The 21191-nt window shown below is 67.6% G+C and carries 19 protein-coding genes and 1 pseudogene; 7 read left to right on the forward strand and 13 right to left on the reverse strand.

The genetic code is table 11. The features are described 5' to 3' along the window. Positions 1 to 65: 65 nt before the first annotated feature. From ACGFH6_RS07600 to ACGFH6_RS07615, 4 genes and pseudogenes are all read right to left on the reverse strand, one after another. The gene (locus ACGFH6_RS07600) at positions 66 to 467 is read right to left on the reverse strand and encodes a tyrosine-type recombinase/integrase (RefSeq protein WP_393381418.1); all 402 of its coding nucleotides are present in this window, start codon (positions 465 to 467) and stop codon (positions 66 to 68) included. A gap of 521 nt (positions 468 to 988) precedes the next feature. Further along, on the reverse strand, positions 989 to 2524 hold the full coding sequence (locus ACGFH6_RS07605) for an aldehyde dehydrogenase family protein (RefSeq protein WP_393381419.1): 1536 nt from the start codon (positions 2522 to 2524) through the stop codon (positions 989 to 991). A gap of 40 nt (positions 2525 to 2564) precedes the next feature. Further along, positions 2565 to 3005 carry an NAD-binding protein gene (locus ACGFH6_RS07610; protein ID WP_393383005.1) on the reverse strand — a complete coding sequence of 147 codons (441 nt, stop codon included), beginning with the start codon at positions 3003 to 3005 and terminating at the stop codon, positions 2565 to 2567. Further along, positions 2991 to 3482: pseudogene (locus tag ACGFH6_RS07615) on the reverse strand (NAD(P)-dependent oxidoreductase); the annotation flags it as partial. The gene ACGFH6_RS07610 and the pseudogene ACGFH6_RS07615, both read right to left, overlap by 15 nt. A gap of 167 nt (positions 3483 to 3649) precedes the next feature. Here ACGFH6_RS07615 and ACGFH6_RS07620 point away from each other — a divergent pair. Then, positions 3650 to 5008, forward strand: a complete 1359-nt coding sequence (locus ACGFH6_RS07620; RefSeq protein ID WP_393381421.1) for an MFS transporter — start codon at positions 3650 to 3652, stop codon at positions 5006 to 5008. Between the two features lie 56 nt (positions 5009 to 5064). After that, positions 5065 to 6588: a flavin-containing monooxygenase gene (locus ACGFH6_RS07625; RefSeq protein ID WP_393381422.1), complete on the forward strand. Its 1524-nt coding sequence runs from the start codon at positions 5065 to 5067 to the stop codon at positions 6586 to 6588. A gap of 45 nt (positions 6589 to 6633) precedes the next feature. Here the strand turns inward: ACGFH6_RS07625 and ACGFH6_RS07630 are convergent, their stop codons facing one another. Genes ACGFH6_RS07630 through ACGFH6_RS07640 form a run of 3 tightly spaced genes read right to left on the reverse strand, consistent with a single transcriptional unit; the run spans position 6634 to position 9137 of the window. Then, a complete protein-coding gene (locus ACGFH6_RS07630; protein WP_393381424.1) occupies positions 6634 to 8283 on the reverse strand; it encodes a long-chain-fatty-acid--CoA ligase in 1650 nt (549 codons plus the stop codon). A 6-nt stretch (positions 8284 to 8289) separates the two neighbouring features. Beyond that, positions 8290 to 8763 carry a lipocalin-like domain-containing protein gene (locus ACGFH6_RS07635; RefSeq protein ID WP_393381426.1) on the reverse strand — a complete coding sequence of 158 codons (474 nt, stop codon included), beginning with the start codon at positions 8761 to 8763 and terminating at the stop codon, positions 8290 to 8292. Further along, positions 8760 to 9137: a hypothetical protein gene (locus tag ACGFH6_RS07640; RefSeq protein ID WP_393381428.1), complete on the reverse strand. Its 378-nt coding sequence runs from the start codon at positions 9135 to 9137 to the stop codon at positions 8760 to 8762. Before ACGFH6_RS07640 ends, ACGFH6_RS07635 begins: the two co-directional genes overlap by 4 nt. 145 nt (positions 9138 to 9282) lie before the next feature. Between ACGFH6_RS07640 and ACGFH6_RS07645 the strand changes: the two genes are divergently transcribed. The 5 genes from ACGFH6_RS07645 to ACGFH6_RS07665 are packed head-to-tail and all read left to right on the forward strand — an operon-like array spanning position 9283 to position 14819. Continuing rightward, a complete protein-coding gene (locus tag ACGFH6_RS07645) occupies positions 9283 to 10491 on the forward strand; it encodes an acetyl-CoA C-acetyltransferase (protein ID WP_393381429.1) in 1209 nt (402 codons plus the stop codon). A gap of 26 nt (positions 10492 to 10517) precedes the next feature. Continuing rightward, entirely contained in the window at positions 10518 to 11255 is a 738-nt protein-coding gene (gene fabG, locus ACGFH6_RS07650) for a 3-oxoacyl-ACP reductase FabG (protein ID WP_393381431.1), read from the forward strand. Then, positions 11252 to 12052 carry an SDR family oxidoreductase gene (locus ACGFH6_RS07655; protein ID WP_393381432.1) on the forward strand — a complete coding sequence of 267 codons (801 nt, stop codon included), beginning with the start codon at positions 11252 to 11254 and terminating at the stop codon, positions 12050 to 12052. The genes fabG and ACGFH6_RS07655 overlap by 4 nt, the downstream gene beginning before the upstream one ends. A gap of 19 nt (positions 12053 to 12071) precedes the next feature. Beyond that, positions 12072 to 13841, forward strand: a complete 1770-nt coding sequence (locus tag ACGFH6_RS07660; protein WP_393381434.1) for an acyl-CoA dehydrogenase — start codon at positions 12072 to 12074, stop codon at positions 13839 to 13841. 12 nt (positions 13842 to 13853) lie between these two features. Then, complete coding sequence (locus ACGFH6_RS07665; RefSeq protein ID WP_393381436.1) at positions 13854 to 14819, forward strand: zinc-binding dehydrogenase; 966 nt, start codon at positions 13854 to 13856, stop codon at positions 14817 to 14819. On the opposite strand, the gene ACGFH6_RS07670 is transcribed toward ACGFH6_RS07665, so the two are convergent. From ACGFH6_RS07670 to ACGFH6_RS07695, 6 genes are read right to left on the reverse strand one after another with little or no spacing between them, the layout of a single operon-like run. Then, entirely contained in the window at positions 14816 to 15691 is an 876-nt protein-coding gene (locus ACGFH6_RS07670; RefSeq protein WP_393381438.1) for an IclR family transcriptional regulator, read from the reverse strand. The two genes, ACGFH6_RS07665 and ACGFH6_RS07670, sit on opposite strands and share 4 nt — an antisense overlap. Then, on the reverse strand, positions 15688 to 16527 hold the full coding sequence (locus ACGFH6_RS07675) for an IclR family transcriptional regulator (RefSeq protein WP_393381439.1): 840 nt from the start codon (positions 16525 to 16527) through the stop codon (positions 15688 to 15690). The genes ACGFH6_RS07670 and ACGFH6_RS07675 overlap by 4 nt, the downstream gene beginning before the upstream one ends. Positions 16528 to 16568: 41 nt before the next feature. Then, on the reverse strand, positions 16569 to 17300 hold the full coding sequence (locus tag ACGFH6_RS07680; protein WP_393381440.1) for a carboxymuconolactone decarboxylase family protein: 732 nt from the start codon (positions 17298 to 17300) through the stop codon (positions 16569 to 16571). A 7-nt stretch (positions 17301 to 17307) separates the two neighbouring features. Next, positions 17308 to 18282 carry a phosphotriesterase gene (locus ACGFH6_RS07685; RefSeq protein ID WP_393381442.1) on the reverse strand — a complete coding sequence of 325 codons (975 nt, stop codon included), beginning with the start codon at positions 18280 to 18282 and terminating at the stop codon, positions 17308 to 17310. Then, a complete protein-coding gene (locus ACGFH6_RS07690) occupies positions 18279 to 19052 on the reverse strand; it encodes an SDR family NAD(P)-dependent oxidoreductase (protein ID WP_393381443.1) in 774 nt (257 codons plus the stop codon). The genes ACGFH6_RS07685 and ACGFH6_RS07690 overlap by 4 nt, the downstream gene beginning before the upstream one ends. Before the next feature lie 26 nt (positions 19053 to 19078). Next, complete coding sequence (locus ACGFH6_RS07695; protein ID WP_393381444.1) at positions 19079 to 20590, reverse strand: aldehyde dehydrogenase family protein; 1512 nt, start codon at positions 20588 to 20590, stop codon at positions 19079 to 19081. Between the last annotated feature and the right edge of the window lie 601 nt (positions 20591 to 21191).

Below are 21191 nucleotides of genomic sequence, written 5' to 3' on the forward strand. Positions count from 1 at the left end.
GCCCGGAGCATCATCGATCGGTCCGTCCTCTAGGCCCCGATTACCTCTGCTCCGTCCCTGCTCCGTCAGCCGTGAAGCAAGCCGCTCCAGTCGACGATCCACCGCCTGCCGGGCCGGTCGTAGGACGACGGGTCCTGGATCTCGCCGTCGAGCCGCTCCCACGGCAGCGAGATTTTCGTCGTACCGAAGCGAGCGATGTGCGTCTTGACCATCTTCGCCAGGGACGTCGACATGGGCACGATGCGTTCTCTGTCGTTCTTCGGCAGCGCGAAGGCGTACTCCTTGCCGAGCCGCTTCACCTGCCGCCGAACCCTGATGACCAGGTCTTCGAAGTCGAAGTCGTCGACCGACAGTCCGAGCATCTCACCCTGACGCAGGCCTGCTGCCGATCCGATGATCGGAATGAGCCTGAACTCCTCGGGGTGCGCTTGGACGATGCGGTCGACCGTCTCGTCCGACCACGCCACGACGTTGGAGAATCGTCTGGCCGGCTTCTTGACGATCCGCGACTGGCCTGGGTTGCGCTTGATGAGCTCGTCAGCGACCGCGAGCTCGAGGCACCCGTTGAGGACCAGGAACGCACTGCGTTCCTAACGTTTCAGTGGTCTGCCCGATGTCCGCGAAGGCGTGGGGATGGACGGAGGAAGGCCTCGGCGAACCCACTCGGCGCTTGCCGCGGCACGCTGGCCATCAGCGAGATCTCGGCGACCGAGAAGAAGGTCGCCGAGTCCGACATACCGCGCGTGTCTAGTGCGGGGGAGACCGCCGAGGCTGTCCACGGCGGGCGCGGATCGTGATTCAGCACCGCAGCGCGACCGAGGAAGGCTACAAGTCGACGCTGCCGACGAGGCGGCCCGCTGGCGCTCCGACGACCACGCGCCCGCCCGCGAGGTCGCCGCAGCGGTCTGCAGCGACGACCGCACAACGCCAGGCACAGGCCCGGTCAGGGGCCGGTACGACGACAACAAGCCACGGGAGGAGTAGACGATCACCGATCAATCACGCTGGCTGCAACGACTGGCCCGGTTGGGTTGAGGGCTATTTGGACCTGTTTGGTCTCGAGGAAGTGTTGGAAGCCTTCCTCACCTGCTTCGCGGCCGGTGCCGGACTGACGGTAGCCGCCGAAGGGGGTGTCGGGGCGGAGGCCGCCGTTGCCGCCGTTGACGGTGACGGTGCCGGAGCGGATCCGGCGGGCGACCTCGACGGCCTGGGGTGGTGGGCCCCAGACATTCGCGTTCAGGCCGTAGTCGGAGTCGTTGGCCATGGCAACGGCGGAGTCGACGTCGTCGTATGGGATCACGACGCCGACCGGACCGAACAGTTCGTCGCGGGCGATCTCCGCATCGTTGGTCACTCCACCGATCAGGGCCGGGTTCATGAAGTACCCGTGCTTCGTCGCCGGTCGTCCGCCGCCAGCGTCGACGATCCCGCCGCCGCGGATCGCCCGGTCGACGTACCCCTCGACCCGCCCCCGGTGCTCGGCGGTGATGAGCGGTCCGACGACGGTCTGCGGATCCCAAGGGTCGCCGACCTGCACGCCGGGCAGGAAGTCGCGGGTGGCCTGCACGAACTCGTCGTAGTCCGCTCGAGGTACGAATATCCGTGTCGTCGCGCCACACGTCTGCCCGGCGTTGCGGGCGTACCGCAGCGTCGAAGGACCCGCAACGGCCTGCACGTCAGTGCCGGGCAGGAGGATATTCGGGCTCTTCCCCCCGAGTTCGAGCACCACCCGTTTGAAGGTGCCGGCCGCCTGCCGCATCACCTCGCGACCGACGCCGTTCGAACCGGTGAACGTCACCATGTCGACACCGTCGCTCTCGGTCAGCGCCCGGCCGACATGCTGCTCTCCGACCAGGAACGAGAATGCTCCCTCGGGCAGATCGGCCTCGCACACCAGCCGCGCCCACGCCAGCGAGGTCAGCGCGGACCGCGGAGACGGCAGCAGGACGGCGCTGCACCCGGCGGCCAGGGCGCCGCCGACCTTCCACGCCGCGGTCACGAGGGGAGCGTTGTACGGCGTGAGTGCGGCGACGACACCGACCGGTTCGTGGATCAGGACACTCGCTGACACGTTGCCCCGTAACGGCAGGCCTTGCTCGTAGCCGCCGTGTGGTCCACGAGCGGCGGCGTCGGCGAACCATGCCAGGTGTTCGAGCATCGGGTCGACCTGCAGCATCGTGCTCAACGTGATCGGCGATCCCGTCTCGGCCGTCACGATGCGCGCGAGCAGCAGCCGATTGCGATCCAAGACCTCGACGACGCGATGCAGGAGTCGGCTGCGGTCACCAGGGCCGAGGTGAGCCCACGCTCCTTCTGTCACCGCTCGCCGCGCTCCCGCGACGGCCGCGTGGACCTGGTCGATGCTCGCCGTCGGTACGTCGGCAAGGATCGCCTCAGTGTACGGGTCGATGGCCGTTACCGGCGTACCGTCGCCGGCCGCCCACGTCCCGGCCACCAGAACCTCCGGCGGATGCACGAGTCGCTGGGAGTCGGCGCCCAGCCGGTCGATCGCGAGCTCGGTCACGATGGTCCCCAATCGTTGCTTCGAACAACAAACGGACGTGTCACTGTCTGGCCAGCCGGGGCGGTTCGATGCCAGCCGCCTCGGCCGCGGCGTCGAGGAGGGCTGTGACGTCGTTGTCGCCGTAAGCCGCGCAGGCGGCCTCGACGCAAGCCTGTGCCGTGGCGCCGGCATCGACCGGGACGCCGAGTTCGCCGGCCAGGTTGACCGCGATCGACAGGTCCTTGTTGGCCAGCCTGAGCGCGAAGCCCGGCTCGACGTCGCCTGCCAGCGCCTTCAGCGGGTAGTACCCGGTGAGGAAGCCGTTGACGGAGAGGCTGCTGGACAGGACCTCGACCATCCGTTCGACGGATAGCCCCAGCCGGGCGCCGAGGACCAGTGCCTCCGCGGTGACCTGCGCCTGGACGTTGCCCTGGAAGTTGTTGACAATCTTCATCGCGATTCCAGATCCGGGCGGACCGCAGTGCACGACGGCGTCGCCCATCGCGTGCAACAGCGGCCGGACCGTCTCGAGATCGGCCTGGTGCGCACCGACCATGAACAGACTCTCGCCGCGCGCCGCGTGTAAGGCCGATCGCCCGACGGCGGCGTCGACGAACCGCATTCCACGTGCCTCCAGCCGCTCGGCGAATCGCTTCGAAGCGGATGGGATGATCGTGCTCATCTCCACGTGCAACAGCCCGGGTCTGCCGTGCTGCTCGATACCGTCGGGCCCACTGACGACCTTCGCCACGTCTGGGGTGTCCGGCAGCATCGTGAACACGATGTCGGCCTCGGACACCAGCCCGGCCAGGGAGTCCGCGACCGTCGCGCCGAGGTCCACGAACGGACCAGTTCGCTCGGCGCGCGGGTCGAACACCGTCAGTGCGAACCCTGCCCTGGCCAGGTTCAGGGCCATCGGCTGACCCATATTCCCCAGGCCGGCGAACCCGATGGCCGCGCCGTCCGCGTCGCTCATGGTTGCTTCCCTTCGTCGCTCGGCTTCTCACGCTATGTCTCTTATTTTGGAAGTGCAACCGATTGACAGAACCATTTGGGTGTTGTTCTCTGTGACTGCCACCACGGAACGGCACGTACGGCTGTCCATCGAGCGCCGCGATCTGTGCCTTCAGGGAACGGAGACTTGTCATGACGACCAGCGACGGAACAGACCGAGCGGTGATCCAGGTGCAGGACGGAACGGGCCAAGGCGGCGAGCTCGGCGGCGTGGTGCGGCAGCTCGGCGGCAGGCGCGCCGTCCTGTCGGCGATCCTGCCGTGCGCGATCGAGTTCTACGACTTCTACATCTTCGGCCTTCTCGCGCCGATCCTCGCCAAGACGTTCTTCCCCGAGCACGACAACGTCGCGGGGCTGCTGTACGTGTTCACCCTCTTCGCGGTCGCGTTCGCGGCCCGGCCGATCGGCGCGATCATGTTCGGGCACATCGGGGATCGCCACGGCCGTCGGAACACCCTGGTGATCAGCGTCGTCGTGATGCTCGTCGCCACGGTGCTGATCGGCCTCGCGCCGACGTACGCCTCGGTCGGCATCCTGGCGCCGATCTGGCTCACGGTCGCGCGACTTCTGCAGGGGATCGCGACGGGCGGCGAAATCGGCGGTCTGCTCACCTATCTCACCGAGGTCGCCCCGCCCGGGAAGCGGGGCGCCTACGGCTCGGTGCTGAACGTCGCATCCGGCCTCGGAACACTGCTCGGAGTCGGTACGGCCAAGCTGATCTCATTGTTCGACGCGGACCAGGTGGCGCAGTTCGGCTTCCGGATCCCGTTCCTGCTGTCGATCCCGTTGGCACTGACGGTCTTCCTGCTGCGTTGGGGCGCACCGGAGAGCCCGGAGTTCGCCCGCCGGCGCGACACTCTGGTCAAGCAGCCGGTTGTCCTCGCGTTCCAGCAACACTGGCGACAGATGCTGCTCGTGATCGGGGTTGTCTTCGCCCAGGTGATCGGCGGCTACGGGCTGCTCATCTACCTCCCGACGTACCTGCAGAAGTACTCCGGGATCCCAGCCTCGACGACGTACTCGTTCGGCATCCTCCTCAGCGTGCTCTGGATCGTGCTCATGGTGCCGATGGGCGCGCTGTCGGACCGGGTCGGTCGCCGGCCCGTCCTCATTGCGGGCGGCGGCGGTCTCGCGCTGGTGATGTTCCCGGCGTTCGCGATGCTCGAATCCGGGCGCACGATCCTCGGCATCCTCGCCTGTGTGCTGATCATGCTCGCGCTGACCGCGGTCGTCGGGCCGACCAGCGCGGTGTTCGCCGAGCAGTTCCCGCTGCACGTGCGCTACAGCGCCTGCGGCGTCGGGTTCGCCCTGGCGTCCTCGCTCTTCGGCGGTACCGCGCCCTTGCTCGGGACGTACTTCAGTTCGTCCCTCGGACGGCCGTGGCTGTTCATCCTCTACGTCGCGTTCGGCGGCCTGGTCACGCTCACGGTTGTCACCCTCGCCGTGCGGGAGACGGCATTCGGCGACCTCGAGAGCAGGACCACCGCGTAACCCGGCGACCCCGCCGGTTCAGGACCTTTCAGCATCCCAGAGTCGAAGGACGGTTCATGCGAACGCCCAGCATCGCGATCATCGGCGCAGGTTTCTCCGGCATCGGCATGGCGGTCAAGCTGCTCAAAGAGGGCATCACCTCGTTCACGATTTACGAGCGTCTGCCCGACGCGGGCGGGTGCTGGCGGGCCAACTCGTTCCCCGGCGCCGAGGTTGACACCGAGTCGGACGTGTACCGGTACTCTTTCAAGCCGTACCCGTGGAGCCGCAGCCATGCCCGCCGAGAGGAGCTGCTCGCGTACTTCGACGAGGTACTCCGGGAGTACGGCCTGCAGGACCGGATCCGGTACGGCGTCGACATCGCCGCGATTGAATGGACCAGGACCGGCGGTTACCTGCTCAGCACGGCGGACGGGTCGACCGTCCACAGCGACGTCGTCATCTCCGCGGTCGGGCTCTTCAGCGAACCGAAGATCCCCGCCTGGCCGGGACTCGATCGGTTCACCGGTGAGGTCGTGCACACTGCCGCATGGCGGGAAGGGATCGATCTGGCCGGCAAGAGCGTTGCCGTGGTCGGCACCGGCTCGACGAGTGCGTCGCTGGTGCCGGCCATCGCACCGTCCGTCGGGCAGTTGCGGGTGTTCCAGCGCGAGCCCGGCTGGATCCTGCCGAAGCCGGTCACGCAGTACACCGAGGACGAACGCGAGCGACGAGCCCGTCCCGCGGCCGCACAGTGGAACCGGCTCGTAGCCCTCTACCGGATCCGGCGGGCCATCAAGGGCGGTCGGGCCAAGAAGATCGGTACGGCGCAGAACCTGGCCGTGCAGCGGGTCGCCGAGAACTTCCTGCGCTCGAGTTTCGACGACCGCCCCGATCTCCTGGCCGCCCTGACCCCGGACTATCCGGTCTACGGCAAGCGGCTGGTGCGCTCCAGCGACTTCTATCCCGCGCTGAAGCGCCCGAACGTGACGCTCGTCCCGCAAGGGATCCGTGAGCTCAGGGGCTCCACTGTGGTCGACGACACCGGTACGGCGCACCCGGTCGACGTCCTCATCCTCGCGACCGGGTTCAAGGCAGCCCAGTTCCTGTCCGGCGTCCGCATCACCGGCCGGGATCGCACCGATCTGCACGAGTTCTGGCAGGCCGACGCCACGGCGTTCCTGGGCCTGATGGTGCCGAAGTTCCCGAACTTCTTCATCCTGTACGGCCCGAACACCAACGGCAGCGGCGCCCACCTGTTCGTGCTGGAGTGCCAGATGAGTTTCGTCGCCGGTGTCGTCAGGCGGATGGCGCGCACGAAGTCGACCGGCGCGGAGGTGCGCGCGAGCCACTTCCGGGCCTATGAGCGATGGCTCGGCAAGCAGTGGAAGGACTCGGCATTGCTTGCCACTCACAACTATTTCCGCAGCGCGAGCGGCAACGTGGTGACGAACTGGCCGCGCGGCTTCGGGCTCTACTACCTGCTCACCAAGTTCGGCCGGGTGCGGTCGGTGCGGTTCACCCGGTCGAGGACCCGGTCGGCCACCTCCACCGATGACCGGGTGGCGGCCACGGTTCCGTCGACGCCCCCTGGTCGCTGACACGCCCGAAGGGCCGGATCCCCCAGGGATCCGGCCCTTCGTCGATCACGGCACCCGCACGACGGCGAGCTGCCCACCCTTCTGCTTGTCCTTGAGCAGCTTCTTGTCCAGCTTGCCCACACTTGTCTTCGGGAGCTCGGTGACCACCGACCAATACTCCGGGACCTGCCAGCGAGGCACCAGCGCCGCCAGATGGTTCCGCAGGTCATCGACCGACAGCTTGGTCGTCCCGGACGCGGCCACGACGCACGCCAGCGGGCGCTCACCCCAGCGTTCGTCCGGCATGGGTACGACGGCGGCCTCGGCAACCGCCGGATGCGCCAGCAGATGCGCCTCCAGGCTCGACGAGCTGATCCACTCGCCGCCGGACTTCACCACGTCCTTGGCCCGGTCCACGATCGCGATGTAGCCGTCCGCGGTGATGGTGCCGAGGTCGCCTGTCCGCAACCACCCGTCATGGAAGGAGTCGCCGGACGCATCCAGGTAGTACTCACCGGTGATCCACGCGCCGCGGTACTGGATCTCGCCTACGCTCCGGCCGTCGCGTGGCTGGACCCGACCGTTGTCAGCGACGATGCGCGCCTCGACACCCGCCAGGATCCGGCCGGCCGATCGCCGGTGGGACCAGTAGGCCTCCTCCTCAGACTCGAGGCCGAGCGGCGGATGCGACACCGTGACCACCGGAGACGTCTCGGTCATCCCGGATCCCTGGATGAGGTCCACACCGAGTAGCCGCCGCGCCGTACGCATCAAGGTCTCCGGCACGGCCGAGCCACCGGAGAAGATCATGCGCAACGCCGGCAGGCCGGTCTCCGGATTCTCTTCGAGGTAGCCGAACACGTCGGTCCAGATCGTCGGTACGGCAGCCGACAGAGTGACCCCACGCTCACAGGCGAACGGCACCAGGTCGGACGCAGCCGTGTAGCGATCCGGCAGTGCCAGTGCTGCTCCGCTGAGGAAACAGGCATGTGCCAGTCCCCACCCGTTGGCGTGGAACATCGGAACCACGCCGAGAACGACGTCCGCCGGTCCGATACCGAGCGCCGCCGTGGTGGTCGCGGAGAGCGCATGAAGATAGATCGACCGATGGCTGTACACGACGCCCTTCGGCTTACCGGTCGTGCCCGAGGTGTAGCAAACGACAGCGGCGGAATCCTCGTCGACCACGGGCCAGGAGAATGACTCGGTTCGTGCTGCGATCAACTTGTCGAACGACAAGGTCTGGCGACCGTTCGCCGACAGAGCAGTGTGCTCTGCCTCGCCGACACTTCCGTTGACCACGACGACCCTGACCTGCGGGGCATGGTCGAGCACCGGGATCAGTACGTCGACCAGGCACGCGTCGACGATCACCACCTCGTCGCCGGCATGGCGGAGGATGTAGGCCACGTCCTTCGTGGCGAGGCGGAAGTTGACCGTGTGCAGGATCGCGCCCATCGCCGGTACAGCGAAGTAGGCGGTCAGGTGCTCGAGGTTGTTCCACTGCACGGTGGCAACACGATGACCGGGCCGGACCCCGATGGCGTGGAGGCCGGCTGCCAGCCGCTCGGCGGTCTCGGCGATCTCGTTGTACCGGCGTGTCCGGCTCTTCCCGCCGCCCTTGGACACGGCGACGGTCGACGATCCGTTGACCGTTGCTCCGTGGGTCAGGATGGTGGCGACCGTCAGTGGATAGGTCTGCATGGTTGCGCGCATCGGCACCTAGCCCCTGTTCCCACGAGCCGGCCGCCGCCAGCGCAGCTCGGCACGTTGGCGGACTCCGCCGGTCACGCGTGGACCGGTCGTCAGCGTCAGAGCCGCTCCGTCGTCCGACAGGTCGACGAAGCGGGAGAGGGTGCGTCCTTCCCAGCCGGGGATCACGCACACCTGCAGGTGATGGTGGACCTCGGATCGTTCCTCGTCGACGGTGTAGCTGCCGCCGTACCCGAAGATGTCGTCAAAGGCCCGGCGGATCTCGGCGTCGGTGCCCGACCGCGCGACCGGCTGGGTGCGCTGCGTCCGGAAGGGTTCACGCCCGCTGCGCATCAGGTGTCCGGACATGTGTGCGTCGGGGGAGTACACGAGCAGTCCGACCGCGTCCTTGCCGAGCGGGTAGTCGATCGTGCCGTCGTCGCCGCAGGTCAGATACGAGACGAGTGACCACGAGCCGGCGAGCGCTCTGGCCAGTGTGCTCATGACGGCTCCTCCGCCAGTTCGATGAACATCGTGATCCGCTCCGCGTCCCCAGCTTCCCGGGTGACATGTCCGACGCCGTCGACGTCCTCGAGCAGTACGACGTCCCCCGGCCCGAACGTGCGGACCTCGCCCGAACTCACCTCGACCTCGGCCAACCCCCGCAGATGGACGGCGAACTGCCGCCGCGGAGTCCGATGCGGGGTGTCGGGATGCGGAGTGACCACGCGGCGCAGGACGACGGAACAGGCCCGGATCGGCTCGGAGTACACCGACCTGCCGGACGAGACCGGTGACGCGCGCTCCTCGCTCTCGACCGTGACGTCCTCGAAGTGTGACTCCCCGGTCTCATCCGCGTAGATCCGGGTGTAGCGCATCGATACCAGCTCCTCCAGCTCAGGTGTTCTGTATAGCGACGAACCTTCCGTCATATGGAAGCACCGGGTTGACAGTGGGTCAATGGATGGTGTTCCGTATCTTAGATGTCAATCCAATTGGTGAAACACTAGTCAGGAGGCCGGAATGCCCGAGGCCGTGATCGTCGCGACCGCCCGTTCCCCGATCGGCCGCGCCCGCAAGGGGTCGCTGCGCGACCTGCGTCCCGACGACCTCGCAGCGGTGATGGTGCGGGCGGCGCTCGACCAGGTCCCGGCGCTGGATCCCGTGGAGATCGACGATCTGTACGTCGGGAGTTGGGAACACGGCGGCGAGCAGGGTGAGAATCTCGCGCGCCGGGTCGCGGTTCAGCTCGGGCTCGATCCGGTGCCCGGGTCGAGTGTGAATCGGGCCTGCGCGTCGAGCGTGCAGACCACCCGGATGGCCTGCAACGCCATCCGGGCGGGTGACGGCTCGGTCTTCGTCTCCGCCGGGGTCGAATGCGTATCGCACTATCCGGACGATCCCGCCGACCACACCAACCCGATGTTCGCCGAGGCCCTCCGGCGGACGAAGATCCGGGCGCGCGGCCACCGTACCGGTTGGGTGGATCCGCGGCTGGCCGGCGCGTTGCCGGACGTCTACATCGGGATGGGGCAGACCGCGGAGAACGTCGCCGCGCTGTGCGGGATCAGTCGGCAGGAGCAGGACGAGTTCGCGCTGCGGTCCCAGACTCTGACCGCGGCCGCGCTCGAGGCCGGTTTCTACAAGCGCGAGATCGTCCCGGTCGTCCGGCCCGATGGCACGGTCGTGGACGGCGACGACGGCCCGCGCCCGGCGACGACGCAGGACGATTTGGCCGGACTCCAGCCGGTGTTCCGGCCGGACGGATCGGTGACGCCGGGCAACTGCTGCCCGCTGAACGACGGCGCGGCCGCGGTCGTGGTCATGAGCGACGTCCGGGCTCTCGAGCTCGGCATCACGCCGCTCGCCCGAGTCGTGGGCTTCGGTGTGTCCGGGCTCTCGCCGGAGATCATGGGGCTAGGTCCGGTCGAGGCCAGCCGGCGTGCGCTGGCCAAGGCGTCGATGACGATCGCGGACGTCGATCTGGTCGAGATCAACGAAGCCTTCGCCGCGCAGGTCATCCCGTCGTACCGGCAACTGGGGATCGACATCGATCGGCTGAACGTTCACGGCGGCGGGATCGCGCTGGGTCACCCGTTCGGCGCGACCGGCGCCCGCATCACGACCACTCTGATCAACGGCCTGCAGGCTCGTGACCGCGAGATCGGTCTGGAGACGATGTGCGTCGGCGGCGGTATGGGCATGGCCATGATCCTGCAGCGTCTGAGCTGAGCACCCATCGACGATCGGAGAACCCGTTGCCGAACCTCAGATACGATTTCAGCGGTCGCACCGTTCTGGTGACCGGCGCCGCCCGTGGCATCGGTCACGCGGTGGCCGCACATTTCCACACGGCTGGTGCCACGGTCTACCTGGCCGACCGCGACGAGGCGGAACTGCAGGAGGCCGCTGCCCGGGTCGGAGCGGTCGGTGTGGCGACCGACGTCACTTCCACCGGCGACGTCGACTATCTGGTCGGGCGTATCGTCGCCGAGACGGGACGCCTCGACGTGCTCGTGAACAATGCCGGCATCCTGCGCGATGCGATGCTCTGGAACCTCACCGACGCGGACTGGGACGCCGTAGTCGCGGTCCATCTCGGTGGAACCTTCCGCTGCACGCGGGCAGCCGTGCCGCACTTCCGGGAACAGCAGTTCGGCCGGGTGATCAACGTGACCTCCTACACCGGCCTGCGGGGCAATCCCGGGCAGGCGAACTACGCCGCGGCGAAGGCCGGCATCGTCGGCTTCACGAAGACTGTGGCCAAGGAACTCGCCCGCTTCGGTACGACGGTCAACGCCGTTTCACCGAACGCGGAGACCCGGATGATCGAGTCGATCCCGCCGGACCGCCGGGAGGCAATCGTCGCCGGCATCCCGTTGCGCCGGTTCGGCGCACCCGGCGAGATGGCCGCGGCGATCGCGTTCCTGGCCTCGGAGGACGCCGGCTACATCACCGGCGCCGTGCTCCCGGTCGACGGGGGAGTGGCGATATGACAGGGGCGGGTACGGCGGCCTCCCACCGACATGACCTGTTCAGTCTCGACGGCAAATGGGCTCTGGTCACCGGCGGCACCCGCGGCATCGGATTCATGATCGCGCGCGGGCTTCTGCGCGCCGGCGCCACGGTTGTGATCGCATCGAGGAAGACAGAGGCGTGCAGCCAGGCGTGCGAGGAGTTGTCGACTGAGGGAAAGATCGACGCGATCGCCGTCGATCTGTCGATGCCCGAGGGCTGTGACGTCCTCGCGGAGGAGCTGAGGCGGCGTACCGACGTACTGCATGTGCTCGTCAACAACGCCGGCGCGTCGTGGGGTGCACCGCTGGAGGAGTTCCCGATGCATGCCTGGGACAAGGTCCTCGACCTGAACCTGAAGACGCCCTTCGCGCTCACCCGGGCGCTGCTACCGCAGCTGGTCGGCGCCGCCTCGATCGACGACCCGGCCCGGGTCATCAACATCGGCTCCATCGACGGCCTTCGCGTTCCGGAGTACGACAACTATTCGTACTCGGCCGGCAAGGCCGGGCTGCACCACCTCACCCGCGTGCTCGCCGCCGAGCTCGGGAGACGCAACATCACGGTGAACGCCGTGGCGCCCGGGCCGTTCGTGTCGAAGCTGACGGCCGCGACGTTCGAAGCCCACCGCGACCGACTGCTCGAATCGTCGGCGCTGAAACGGCTCGGCCGCGACGACGACATGGCCGGTACGGCGGTCTTCCTCGCCTCGCGGGCGGGCTCCTATCTCACCGGAGTCGTCCTGCCGGTGGACGGCGGCATCTCAACGACTCACTAGCGATCGAAGGACGACCTCGATGAACCTGCTGTCCCCTGCCGGCCTCAGCTTTCTCCTCTACGACTGGCTGCGGGTCGACGAGCTCTGCCGGCTCGACCGCTATAGCGAGCACGGTCGCGAGACATTCGACGCGGTGCTCGATCTCGCCGCGACCATCGCGCGGGAGCACTTCGCGCCGCACAACCGGATGTCCGACCTGCACGAGCCGACCTTCGATGGTCAACGCGTCCAGATGATCCCCGAGCCTCGCGCGGCGCTCGACGTCGTCGCGCGCGCCGGCCTCCTCAGCGCCGGTATGGATGCGACGGTCGGCGGCGCCCAACTTCCCCAAGTCGTGGCGGTGGCATGCTTCGCCTGGTTCCAGGCCGCCAACGTCGCGACCTGGGCGTACGCGAGCCTGACCATCGCGAATGCCAACCTGATCCAGCGATTCGGCACCGCCGAGCAGGTCGAGCGGTTCGTCCTGCCCATGCTCGACGGGAGGTTCCACGGCACGATGTGCCTGTCCGAACCACACGCCGGCTCGTCGCTCGCCGACCTAACGACACGCGCCGTACCGCAGCCGGGCGGAACGTACCGTCTGCACGGCCACAAGATGTGGATCTCCGGCGGGGACCACGAACTCGGCGAGAACATCGTCCACCTGGTACTCGCCCGGATCCCCGGCGCCGGCCCCGGCGTCCACGGTCTGTCGCTCTTCCTGGTACCGAAGTTCCTGCTCGACGACGACGGAAAAGTTGCTGAGCGCAACGACGTGGCGACCGCCGGGCTTAACCATAAGCTGGGCTTCCGCGGTACGACGAACGCCATCCTGAACTTCGGTGAGGGCCTGCATCGGCCCGGTGGGCAGCCCGGTGCGATCGGCTACCTCGTCGGGAACCCGAACGAGGGCCTGTCACACATGTTCCACATGATGAACGAGGCGCGGATCGCGGTCGGAGCCCAGGCTGCCGCTCTCGGATGGACCGGTTACCTGAAGTCGCTCGAGTACGCACGCACCCGGCACCAGGGCAGTCGTGCCGGCCAACCCGTTCGGATCGTGGACCATCCGGACGTACGCCGGATGTTGCTTGCGCAGAAGGTCTACGCGGAAGGGTCGATGGCCCTGGTGCTCTACTGCGGACGGCTGCTGGATGAGCAACTCACCGCCGCCGATCCTGAGCAGGCACACGACCTGGAACTGCTGCTCGAGTTGCTCACCCCGGTCGCGAAGAGCTGGCCCTCCCAGTGGTGTGTCACTGCGAACGACCTGGCGATCCAGGTCCTCGGCGGCTACGGCTACACACGGGACTACGACGTCGAACAGCACTACCGCGACAATCGGCTCAACCCCATCCACGAAGGCACGACCGGCATCCAGGCCCTCGATCTGCTCGGCCGGAAAACCCGGTTGCAGGACGGTCGTGCGCTGGACCTGCTCGGGCTGCGGATCGGGGCAACGCTCGCGAAGGCCCGCGAGAGCGATGACGAGGCGCGCGGGACGGCCGACGTACTGGACGACATCTGGCAGAAGCTCCGTGCCGTCACCCGGACGATCCACGCAGCCGATGATCCGGGCCGGCTGGCGAACGCGACCGTGTACCTCGAGGCGTTTGGGCACACGGTGATCGGGTGGATCTGGCTGGAGTTGCTTCTCGCGTGCGGGACCGGTGACGACGCGCTAAGGAACGGCGAACGGCATGCGGCCCGCTTCTTCCATCGCTACGAACTGCCTCGCGTCACGGCACACCTCGACCTGCTGGCACGCCTCGACCGCACGACAGTCGAGCTGGATCCGGACTGGCTCTGAACGGCGGATGCGATGAGAGCTGTGGTTGTCGACGCGGGTCGGCTCCGGACGATGTCCCTGCCCGATCCCGTGCCCTCATCGACCCAGGTACTCGTCGGGGTTCGTGCGGTGGGGGTGAATCGCGCCGACCTTGCCCAGCGCCGCGGGCAGTACAGGCACCTGGGGGACGCGGAGTGCCAGGCGACCGGGTTCGAGTTCGCCGGCCAGGTCGTCCAGGTGGGAAGTGCGGTCAGCCGCTTCGTCGTGGGTGACCGCGTGATGGCGCTGGCGTCAGCGGCTTGTGCGGAGTTGGCCGTCGTCGACGAGAACGTTGCGCTTCCCGTTCCGGCCGGGTTGTCGTACGACGAGGCGGCTGCGGTTCCCGTCGCGTTCATGACCGGACACGACGCGCTGGTGACTCGCGGAGGGGTGCGACCGGGTTCCGACGTACTCATCACCGCCGCGTCCTCGAACGTCTCGCTCGCGTGCCACCAGATCGCCAGGCGGTGCGGCGTACGTCGCATCATCGCAACGACCCGGTCCCGCCACCACGTCGACGAGCTCACCCGTCTCGGCACAACGCATCTGATCGACCAGGAGAACTTCGTCGATCGCGTCCTGGACGTGACCGCTGGGGTGGGTACGGCAGTGACCGTGGATCAGGTCGGAGGACCGGTGCTGGCGGACTGTCTCGCCGCGACCGCAGCGGCCGGCCGGTACATCAGTGTGGGGCGGCTCGGTGGCAAGTCGGCTCAGGTCGATCTCGACCTGGTGGCGAAGCGGCGTCTCAGCATCATCGGGGTCACCTTCCGGACCCGGTCTGTCCAGGAGATCGGCGCGATCGCCCAACGGATGTACGCCGACCTCGGATCCGCGTTCGAAGCGGGGGAGCTGATCCCGGTGCTCGATGCCATCTTCCCGATGTCCGCGGTGGATCGAGCCCAGCAGTACCTGGTCGACGGCCGTCCGTTCGGGAAGGTCGTGATCGAGATCGCCTAGCCCGCGTCCGGATCCGATCCGGCCGGCGTGACCGGCTCACGCCCGGACAGGTGGAGCTTGGTACTGCGGTTGAGCTCGGCGACCTGGTCGAGCATGGTGTCCATCAGCTTCTCGATGACCGCCGGGGTGAAGCGGTCGGTCGGCCCGGCCACGGTCAGCGATCCGTGCGGCTCGTCGTTCACGTCCAGGATCGGGAAGCCGATCGCCGTACCCGTTGCCTTCGTGTAGTGATCGCCTAGCGAACGCGCATACCCGTCGGACCGGACCTGCTCGATCTCGGCCCGGAGCTGCCCGGGCGTGTGCAGGGTGTTCTGGGTGAAGATGTGCAACGGCCGGTCGAGGTACAGTTCGACCTCGTCGTCCGGCAGATGCGCGAGGACGGCGCGCGACGCCGGGCTGACGTGCAGGGGGATGCTACGGCCGAGAGGCACCCACCGGGCCACCGGGCCGCGCCCCTCGATCCCGTCGACACAGACCACGACGTCGTCGACCGGAACGTGCAACGAGATCGTCTCGCCGGTGAGTTCGTGCAAGGCAGTCTCGACCGGGCGGCACAAGGCGTGCAGGTCGGGTGGGCGGACCTGCACCGTACCGAACTGCGCGACTGCCGGGCCTAACTCGTAACGGCTCCCGGACGGATCACGAACAACGTACTGATGGCGGACCAGGCTGTTCAGGCCGCGGTGCACCATGCTCTTCGTCATGCCCAGCTGCTTGCTGATCTCGGTGACTCCGAGCGAACCTTCAGGGGAATCGAGGAAGGCGGACAGGATGGCCATCACCCGCAGGGTGGCCTGGTTCCCCGAGGTGCCCGCACGGCGGGTGTCGCCCACCTGCTCGGCTCCGTTCACAGCCCGCTGCGGCGTTGTCACGATGCTCCCTGGAAGTCCTGCGCGTGGCTCTCCCGCAGGTGCAGATGGGTGGAATCGAGGCCCTCGAAGGGGGTGGCCGTCCAGTCGGGATGCTCACGGCACTGGTCCTGCAGCCGGCGGACGATCCGGGACCACGTGCTGAGCTTGGACCGCGCCGGCTCGCGGAACTCCAGCGTCGACCCCTCGACGGCGATCGCCGCGAACGCTCGCCCGTCCGCGTCGATCAGCGGGAACGCGACGCTGCGGAGGCCGTCGGTGACCGTGGACAGATAGCCGGTACTGCGGATCTCGGCCGGTCTCGGTCCCGCCCCGGCCGGCTCCGGCTGGTCCGGCCCGGCATACGCGAGGATCACCAGCCCGCACGGCGTGGACGTCAGCGACAACGCCTCGCCGATGAGCAGCGGCCGGTGGATCTGCTGTCGATCCTGCGCTCCGGCGATCCGGAGACAGTGCGAACCGAACGGCACGTACAGGGCCGCCGCTTGGCCCGTGGCGTCGGCGAGTTCACGCAAGGTTCGCGCAGACCGACGGCGGATCGGGTACCGGTTGTACAGCGCGTTCAGCAACTCCCGGACGCGCAGTCCCGTCACGTACAGGCCGCCGGCGTGCTGCTGGGACAGGAACTCGGCATCGCACAACGTCGTGACGACACGATGAGCGGTGCTCAGCGGCAGGTCGAGCAGCCGCGCGATGTCGCTCAAGGCAAGTGCCTCGGTCCCTGCCGAGAATAGGTTGAGTACCGCGAATGCATTCTCGACCGACGTGTTCGTGGACGCGTCCTCGTCCCTGGGCAATCTGAAACTCCGTCCCGCGGATTCCGATAGTCGGGATCTCACCCGATTTGTGGTACCCAAGACTAGCTCTAGAGGGGCGAGAATCAGGTGCCGAGCTGGTTCAGTGCCCGGAATCCACTGGTGAGCGAGTGGACCCCGAGCGTACTGATCAAGGCGAGCACTCCGGCGATCTCCTCCTTGGTAGCTCCCGCAGCCAGGGCTCGCTGCATGTGCGCGGCTGTGCCATGGTCGTATAGGTGCGTGACGGAGCAGTCGATCGCGACGTACAGCAACTCCTTCAGTGCCGGCGACAGCGCTCCCTTCTGCCACGGGACACTGGAGAACTTCAGGTACGCCTCGACTAGCTCGGGATCGAGGACGAGCATCGCCTCGAGGGCTTCGCCCCACATCCCCCGGCGCTCTACGTACTTGTCCTTGATGGCGGTACGGCGCTCGTCCAGCTCGACCGGCTCGATCAGCCCCTGCTCGGTGAGGATCTCCAGCAGCACCGGCAGACCGGTGTGCGCGCTGTGGATGCCCAGGACGCTGACGACCTCGAAGACCTCGACGATCTCCTCGCGGCTGGCGCCATGGTGCAAGGCCTCCCGGATGTGCCGGCTGATCGACGGCTCGTGCAGTGTGGTGGTGGAGGCGTTGACTGCGAGCAGGACGAGCTCGCGGACCTTCGGCGACAAGGCTCCCTGTGCTGCGGCCACCTGGGCGAAGCGGACGTAGGCCTCAGCGAGCTCACTGTCCGCCAGCACCGGATCGAGATCCGGCCACCAGCGGTCGCCGTGCTGCTCGTAGGCCTTGCGGATCTCCTGCTGCGTTGTCATGGGTGTCCTATCGGTGGGTCTGGCTGGGACGAAGGTAGGGGAAGAAGACGGCGGGATTGGCGACGAGCATGCGGTCGACGTCGACCTGCTCGACACCGAGCGATCGCAGTTCGGGGACGACGTCGTCCAGGACATGCCGGTAGTGCCACTGCGGGCGGTGCAGCTCGCGCCATCCGGGCGGCTCCTTCTCCGACCACACATTGGTGTCATGAGCAAGCATCACCCGGTCGGCGCGGCCGGCCCGGCAAAGCTCGGCCACGATCTTCACGCGGGTCTCCTCCGAGCACCGGACGTTCCCGCCGAACCGGTCCGCCCCGAGGTACGCACCGGCGTCCGCGAGCGCATGCAGGTAGTCGAAGTCGTCGGTGTCCCCGCTGTGCCCGATCAGCACTCGGGACGGATCGACTCCTTCGTCGGCGAAGATCCGCAACTGCGCGAGCCCGGTCCGTCCGGCGGCGTGGGTGTGCGTGGAGATCGGGGCTCCGGTCGCGAGATGGGCCCGCGCACACGCGCGCAGGACGGTCTCGTTGGTCGCGGTCACCCCGTCCTCGTCGGTCGCGCACTTGATCACGCCGGCCCGGACGCCAGTCGCGGCGATTCCCTCGGTGAGATCGCGGATCAGCAGGGCCGCGAACTCGTCGGGGCTGCGGTTGAAGACGAACCGCGGAGTGACGAGGTGACAGCCCGTCGCGGCGATGATCGTGATCCCACTGCGCTGCGAGACCTCGGCCAGCAGTTCGGCGTCACGACCGAGGTCGATCGTCGTGTTGTCGACGATCGTGGAGATTCCGCTGTCGCGCAGTTCCGCGAGGACATCGACGCATCGGTCGATGATCTCGCGGCGTGGATACGTCCATGGGTAGCTCTCGGCGAAGCCCGGCGTACGCAGGACGACGTGTTCGTGACACAACACCCGGCCCAGTGCGTGGGCCTGCACGAGGCCGGTCACCGTCTGGGCGTACAGTTCCGTCGGCGTTGTCATCGGTACCTCGGTCCGGTCAGCGACACACCGCCGTCGACGGTGATCACCTCGCCAGTGACGTAGGCGGACTCGTCGGACGCGAGGAACACGGCCGCGTTGGCGACGTCGACGGCCCGACCTTCGCGGTGCAACGGTGACGCGAGGCGCCGCATCTCGCGGAACTCCGGATCCAGGTGATTGTCGCGCGCGGTGGCCAGCGGGCCCGGCGCGATGCAGTTCACCCGGATGTTCTCCGCACCGTGGTCCATGGCCATCCCGCGTGTCATCGCCTCGACGGCGGCCTTGGCCGCGGCGTACGGCGTGGTGTTGTAGGGTCGGCGCGGGTTGATCGACGAGATGTTGATGATCGAGCCGCCGCCGGACCGGATCATGGCCGGGATCGCGTACTTGCTCATCAGGAAGATGCCCTTGACGTTGATCGTCATCGCGCGATCCCAGTCCGCCTCGGACACGTCCACGACGGTCCCGCGCACGCCGAGGCCGACGTTGTTGTCGAGCACGTCCAGCCGTCCCCAGCGCTCGAGGACCGCGCCGACGACCGATCGGCAGGCCCGCTCGTCGGTGATGTCAGTCTGCGCGGCGAACGCCTCGCCGCGGTCGGCCGCGATCCGTTCGACCGTCGCCTTCGCGGGGCCGGGATCGATGTCCACAACGCACACCCGGGCTCCTTCCTCCGCGAAACGCACGGCGGCCATGCACCCGGTGCCGCCCGAGTCACCGCGTAACCCGGCACCTGTCACGATCGCAGTCTTGCCGGCGAGCCGCTGCATCGTTCCTCCGTTTTGTCGAAGTGTCATCAGCCGGCCGAGAGATCGACGGCCATCGTCTTGACCTCGGTGAACTCCTCGATCGAGGACCAGCCACCTTCCCGCCCGAGACCTGAGGACTTGACTCCGCCGAACGGCGAGTTGGGCATGAAGCTGTATCCGTTCACGCCGACCGCTCCGGCACGCAAGGCACGCGTGACGCGATGCGCCCGCGCGATGTCCGCGGTGTAGAGGCCGGCCGCCAGGCCGTAGTCGGACTGGTTGGCGATCCGGACGGCCTCGTCCTCGTTGCGGAACGGGATGACCGTCAGGACCGGCCCGAAGATCTCGTCGCGGACCAGCGGGCTCCCGGCCGGGACGTCGACGAACACCGTCGGGTTGACCCAGTTGCCCGCGGCCAACTCAGGCGCCGGTTCGCCACCGCCCAGCAGGATGGTTGCCCCGTCGCCGGCACCGCGCTCGATGAAGTCCTGGACCTTGGTGAGTTGTGTCTTGTTGATCATCGGCGCCGAGGTGGTCTTCTCATCGAACGGATCACCCTGACGTACGGCGGCGACGCGGGCTTCGAGGTGCTGAACGAAGTCGTCGTACCCGGACTCGTGGACGATCGCCCGGGTCTGGGCCGAGCAGACCTGGCCGGACAGGCCGTAGAACACCTGGCCGGCGATGGTAGCAGCTGCTCGCTCCACGAGCTCGGGGATGTCGGGGAAGACGATCGCGGGGCTCTTGCCGCCCAATTCGAGCGTCACCCGCTTGAGCGTCGCGGCACCGGCCTCGACAATATGCTTGCCGATGGCAACACTTCCGGTGAACGAGACTTTGTCGACGCCGGGATGAGTGACCAGCGCCTCCCCCGCCTCGCTCCCGACGCCGGTCACGACGTTGAGGACTCCCGGTGGCAGGTCCAGCTCGGCGATCAACTCGGTCAGCCTGAGGATCGTCAGGCTCGCGTACTCCGACGGCTTGATCACGATGCAGCAGCCGGTCGCGAGCGCCGGGCCGACCTTCTCCGGGAACTGCAGGAGCGGCGCGTTCCACGGATTGATGCCGGCGACGACGCCGACCGGCTCGCGGAAGCTCAAGTACTGCAGGGGAGTCATCTCGCTGAACTGCGGGTAGACCTCACCGGTGATCTTGTCGATCCAGCCGAAGTAGTGGTCGAACACGTCGGCGCAGAATTCCGCCGACACCCGGTACGACCGGCCGAACGCGACCGGCAGGCCGTTGTCGAGAGTCTGCAGGTCGCTCAGCTCGCTCGCGTTGGCATACACGAGATCGATCAAAGGCTGCAGAAGGCGCTTGCGCTCCCGTGCTTTCAGGTGCGGCCACGGTCCCTCGTCGAACGCCCGCCGCGCGGACCGAACCGCCCGATCCACGTCTTCCTGCTCGGCGCGGGCAATTGTAGTGATCTCCTCGTTCGTCGCGGGATGCACATGCGCCCAGCGCTTCCCCGCTAGAGGCTCGCCCCACTCTCCGTCGATGTACAACCGTCCGGGCCTCACACCCAGCCGCGCCGCATGCTCGAGCATCGAGGTCGCCATACACCCACCGTCCCGAATCGCTAGCCCCAACCCCACGCCGAGGCCCGCCACCTATGAAACCCGTGCCATCCTGTTCTGTCAATCGACACCATTTCCAGATTGCAGACCCCGCGGTCCTGGCCTCCGCGCCGGAGGCGACTCCTCGACGTGCTGCGCTTGGCCAGAAATGCATCGAATCCTTGAAAGCCGCTGAACCGGCGTCGGATCTCACGCCGCTACTGACCTCACTGGCATGTACGGCGGGCGTCGGCGCGCCCCGGCTGGCACGGTGGCACCTGTTCGTCGACGGAGATCGCCATTCCTGGCAGAGCTTCGACCGGCTGTGCTCGAAGATCTTTCCGCCCGCCTGGCTGAACGCGGTGGCCAGTCCGGCGAGGTAGCGACCGGGATACGTGCCGTGCTGCGACGTCACTTTGGCGGTGGTGTGGATGCACCAGACCCGCCCGGACCTGTTCGACGCCAACGTGAACGGCTTGCCGTCGTGGTTCCCGCCAGTTGCTGCAGCGCGGTGCGTTCGGTCGGAGTTGCTGCGAGCAACTAGTCCTCGGCCCAGCTGACCCCGAAACCCCAGACGACAGCTCGCCACCGCGCGCCGCCTTTG

It is taken from the genome of Kribbella sp. NPDC049227 (assembly GCF_043197265.1).
Lineage (GTDB): Bacteria > Actinomycetota > Actinomycetes > Propionibacteriales > Kribbellaceae > Kribbella.

Bases quoted from the DNA above. Each gene is read 5' to 3' on its own strand.
- ACGFH6_RS07610 (WP_393383005.1), bottom strand. From the start codon at position 3,005: ATGGGCGACGCCGTCGTGCACTGCGGTCCGCCCGGATCTGGAATCGCG.
- ACGFH6_RS07640 (WP_393381428.1), bottom strand. From the start codon at position 9,137: ATGCGCTACACCCGGATCTACGCGGATGAGACCGGGGAGTCACACTTC.
- ACGFH6_RS07680 (WP_393381440.1), bottom strand. From the start codon at position 17,300: ATGACAACGCAGCAGGAGATCCGCAAGGCCTACGAGCAGCACGGCGAC.
- ACGFH6_RS07630 (WP_393381424.1), bottom strand. From the start codon at position 8,283: ATGCGCGCAACCATGCAGACCTATCCACTGACGGTCGCCACCATCCTG.
- ACGFH6_RS07635 (WP_393381426.1), bottom strand. From the start codon at position 8,763: ATGAGCACACTGGCCAGAGCGCTCGCCGGCTCGTGGTCACTCGTCTCG.
- ACGFH6_RS07620 (WP_393381421.1), top strand. From the start codon at position 3,650: ATGACGACCAGCGACGGAACAGACCGAGCGGTGATCCAGGTGCAGGAC.
- ACGFH6_RS07685 (WP_393381442.1), bottom strand. From the start codon at position 18,282: ATGACAACGCCGACGGAACTGTACGCCCAGACGGTGACCGGCCTCGTG.
- ACGFH6_RS07695 (WP_393381444.1), bottom strand. From the start codon at position 20,590: ATGGCGACCTCGATGCTCGAGCATGCGGCGCGGCTGGGTGTGAGGCCC.
- ACGFH6_RS07645 (WP_393381429.1), top strand. From the start codon at position 9,283: ATGCCCGAGGCCGTGATCGTCGCGACCGCCCGTTCCCCGATCGGCCGC.
- ACGFH6_RS07690 (WP_393381443.1), bottom strand. From the start codon at position 19,052: ATGCAGCGGCTCGCCGGCAAGACTGCGATCGTGACAGGTGCCGGGTTA.
- ACGFH6_RS07625 (WP_393381422.1), top strand. From the start codon at position 5,065: ATGCGAACGCCCAGCATCGCGATCATCGGCGCAGGTTTCTCCGGCATC.
- ACGFH6_RS07660 (WP_393381434.1), top strand. From the start codon at position 12,072: ATGAACCTGCTGTCCCCTGCCGGCCTCAGCTTTCTCCTCTACGACTGG.
- ACGFH6_RS07665 (WP_393381436.1), top strand. From the start codon at position 13,854: ATGAGAGCTGTGGTTGTCGACGCGGGTCGGCTCCGGACGATGTCCCTG.
- ACGFH6_RS07655 (WP_393381432.1), top strand. From the start codon at position 11,252: ATGACAGGGGCGGGTACGGCGGCCTCCCACCGACATGACCTGTTCAGT.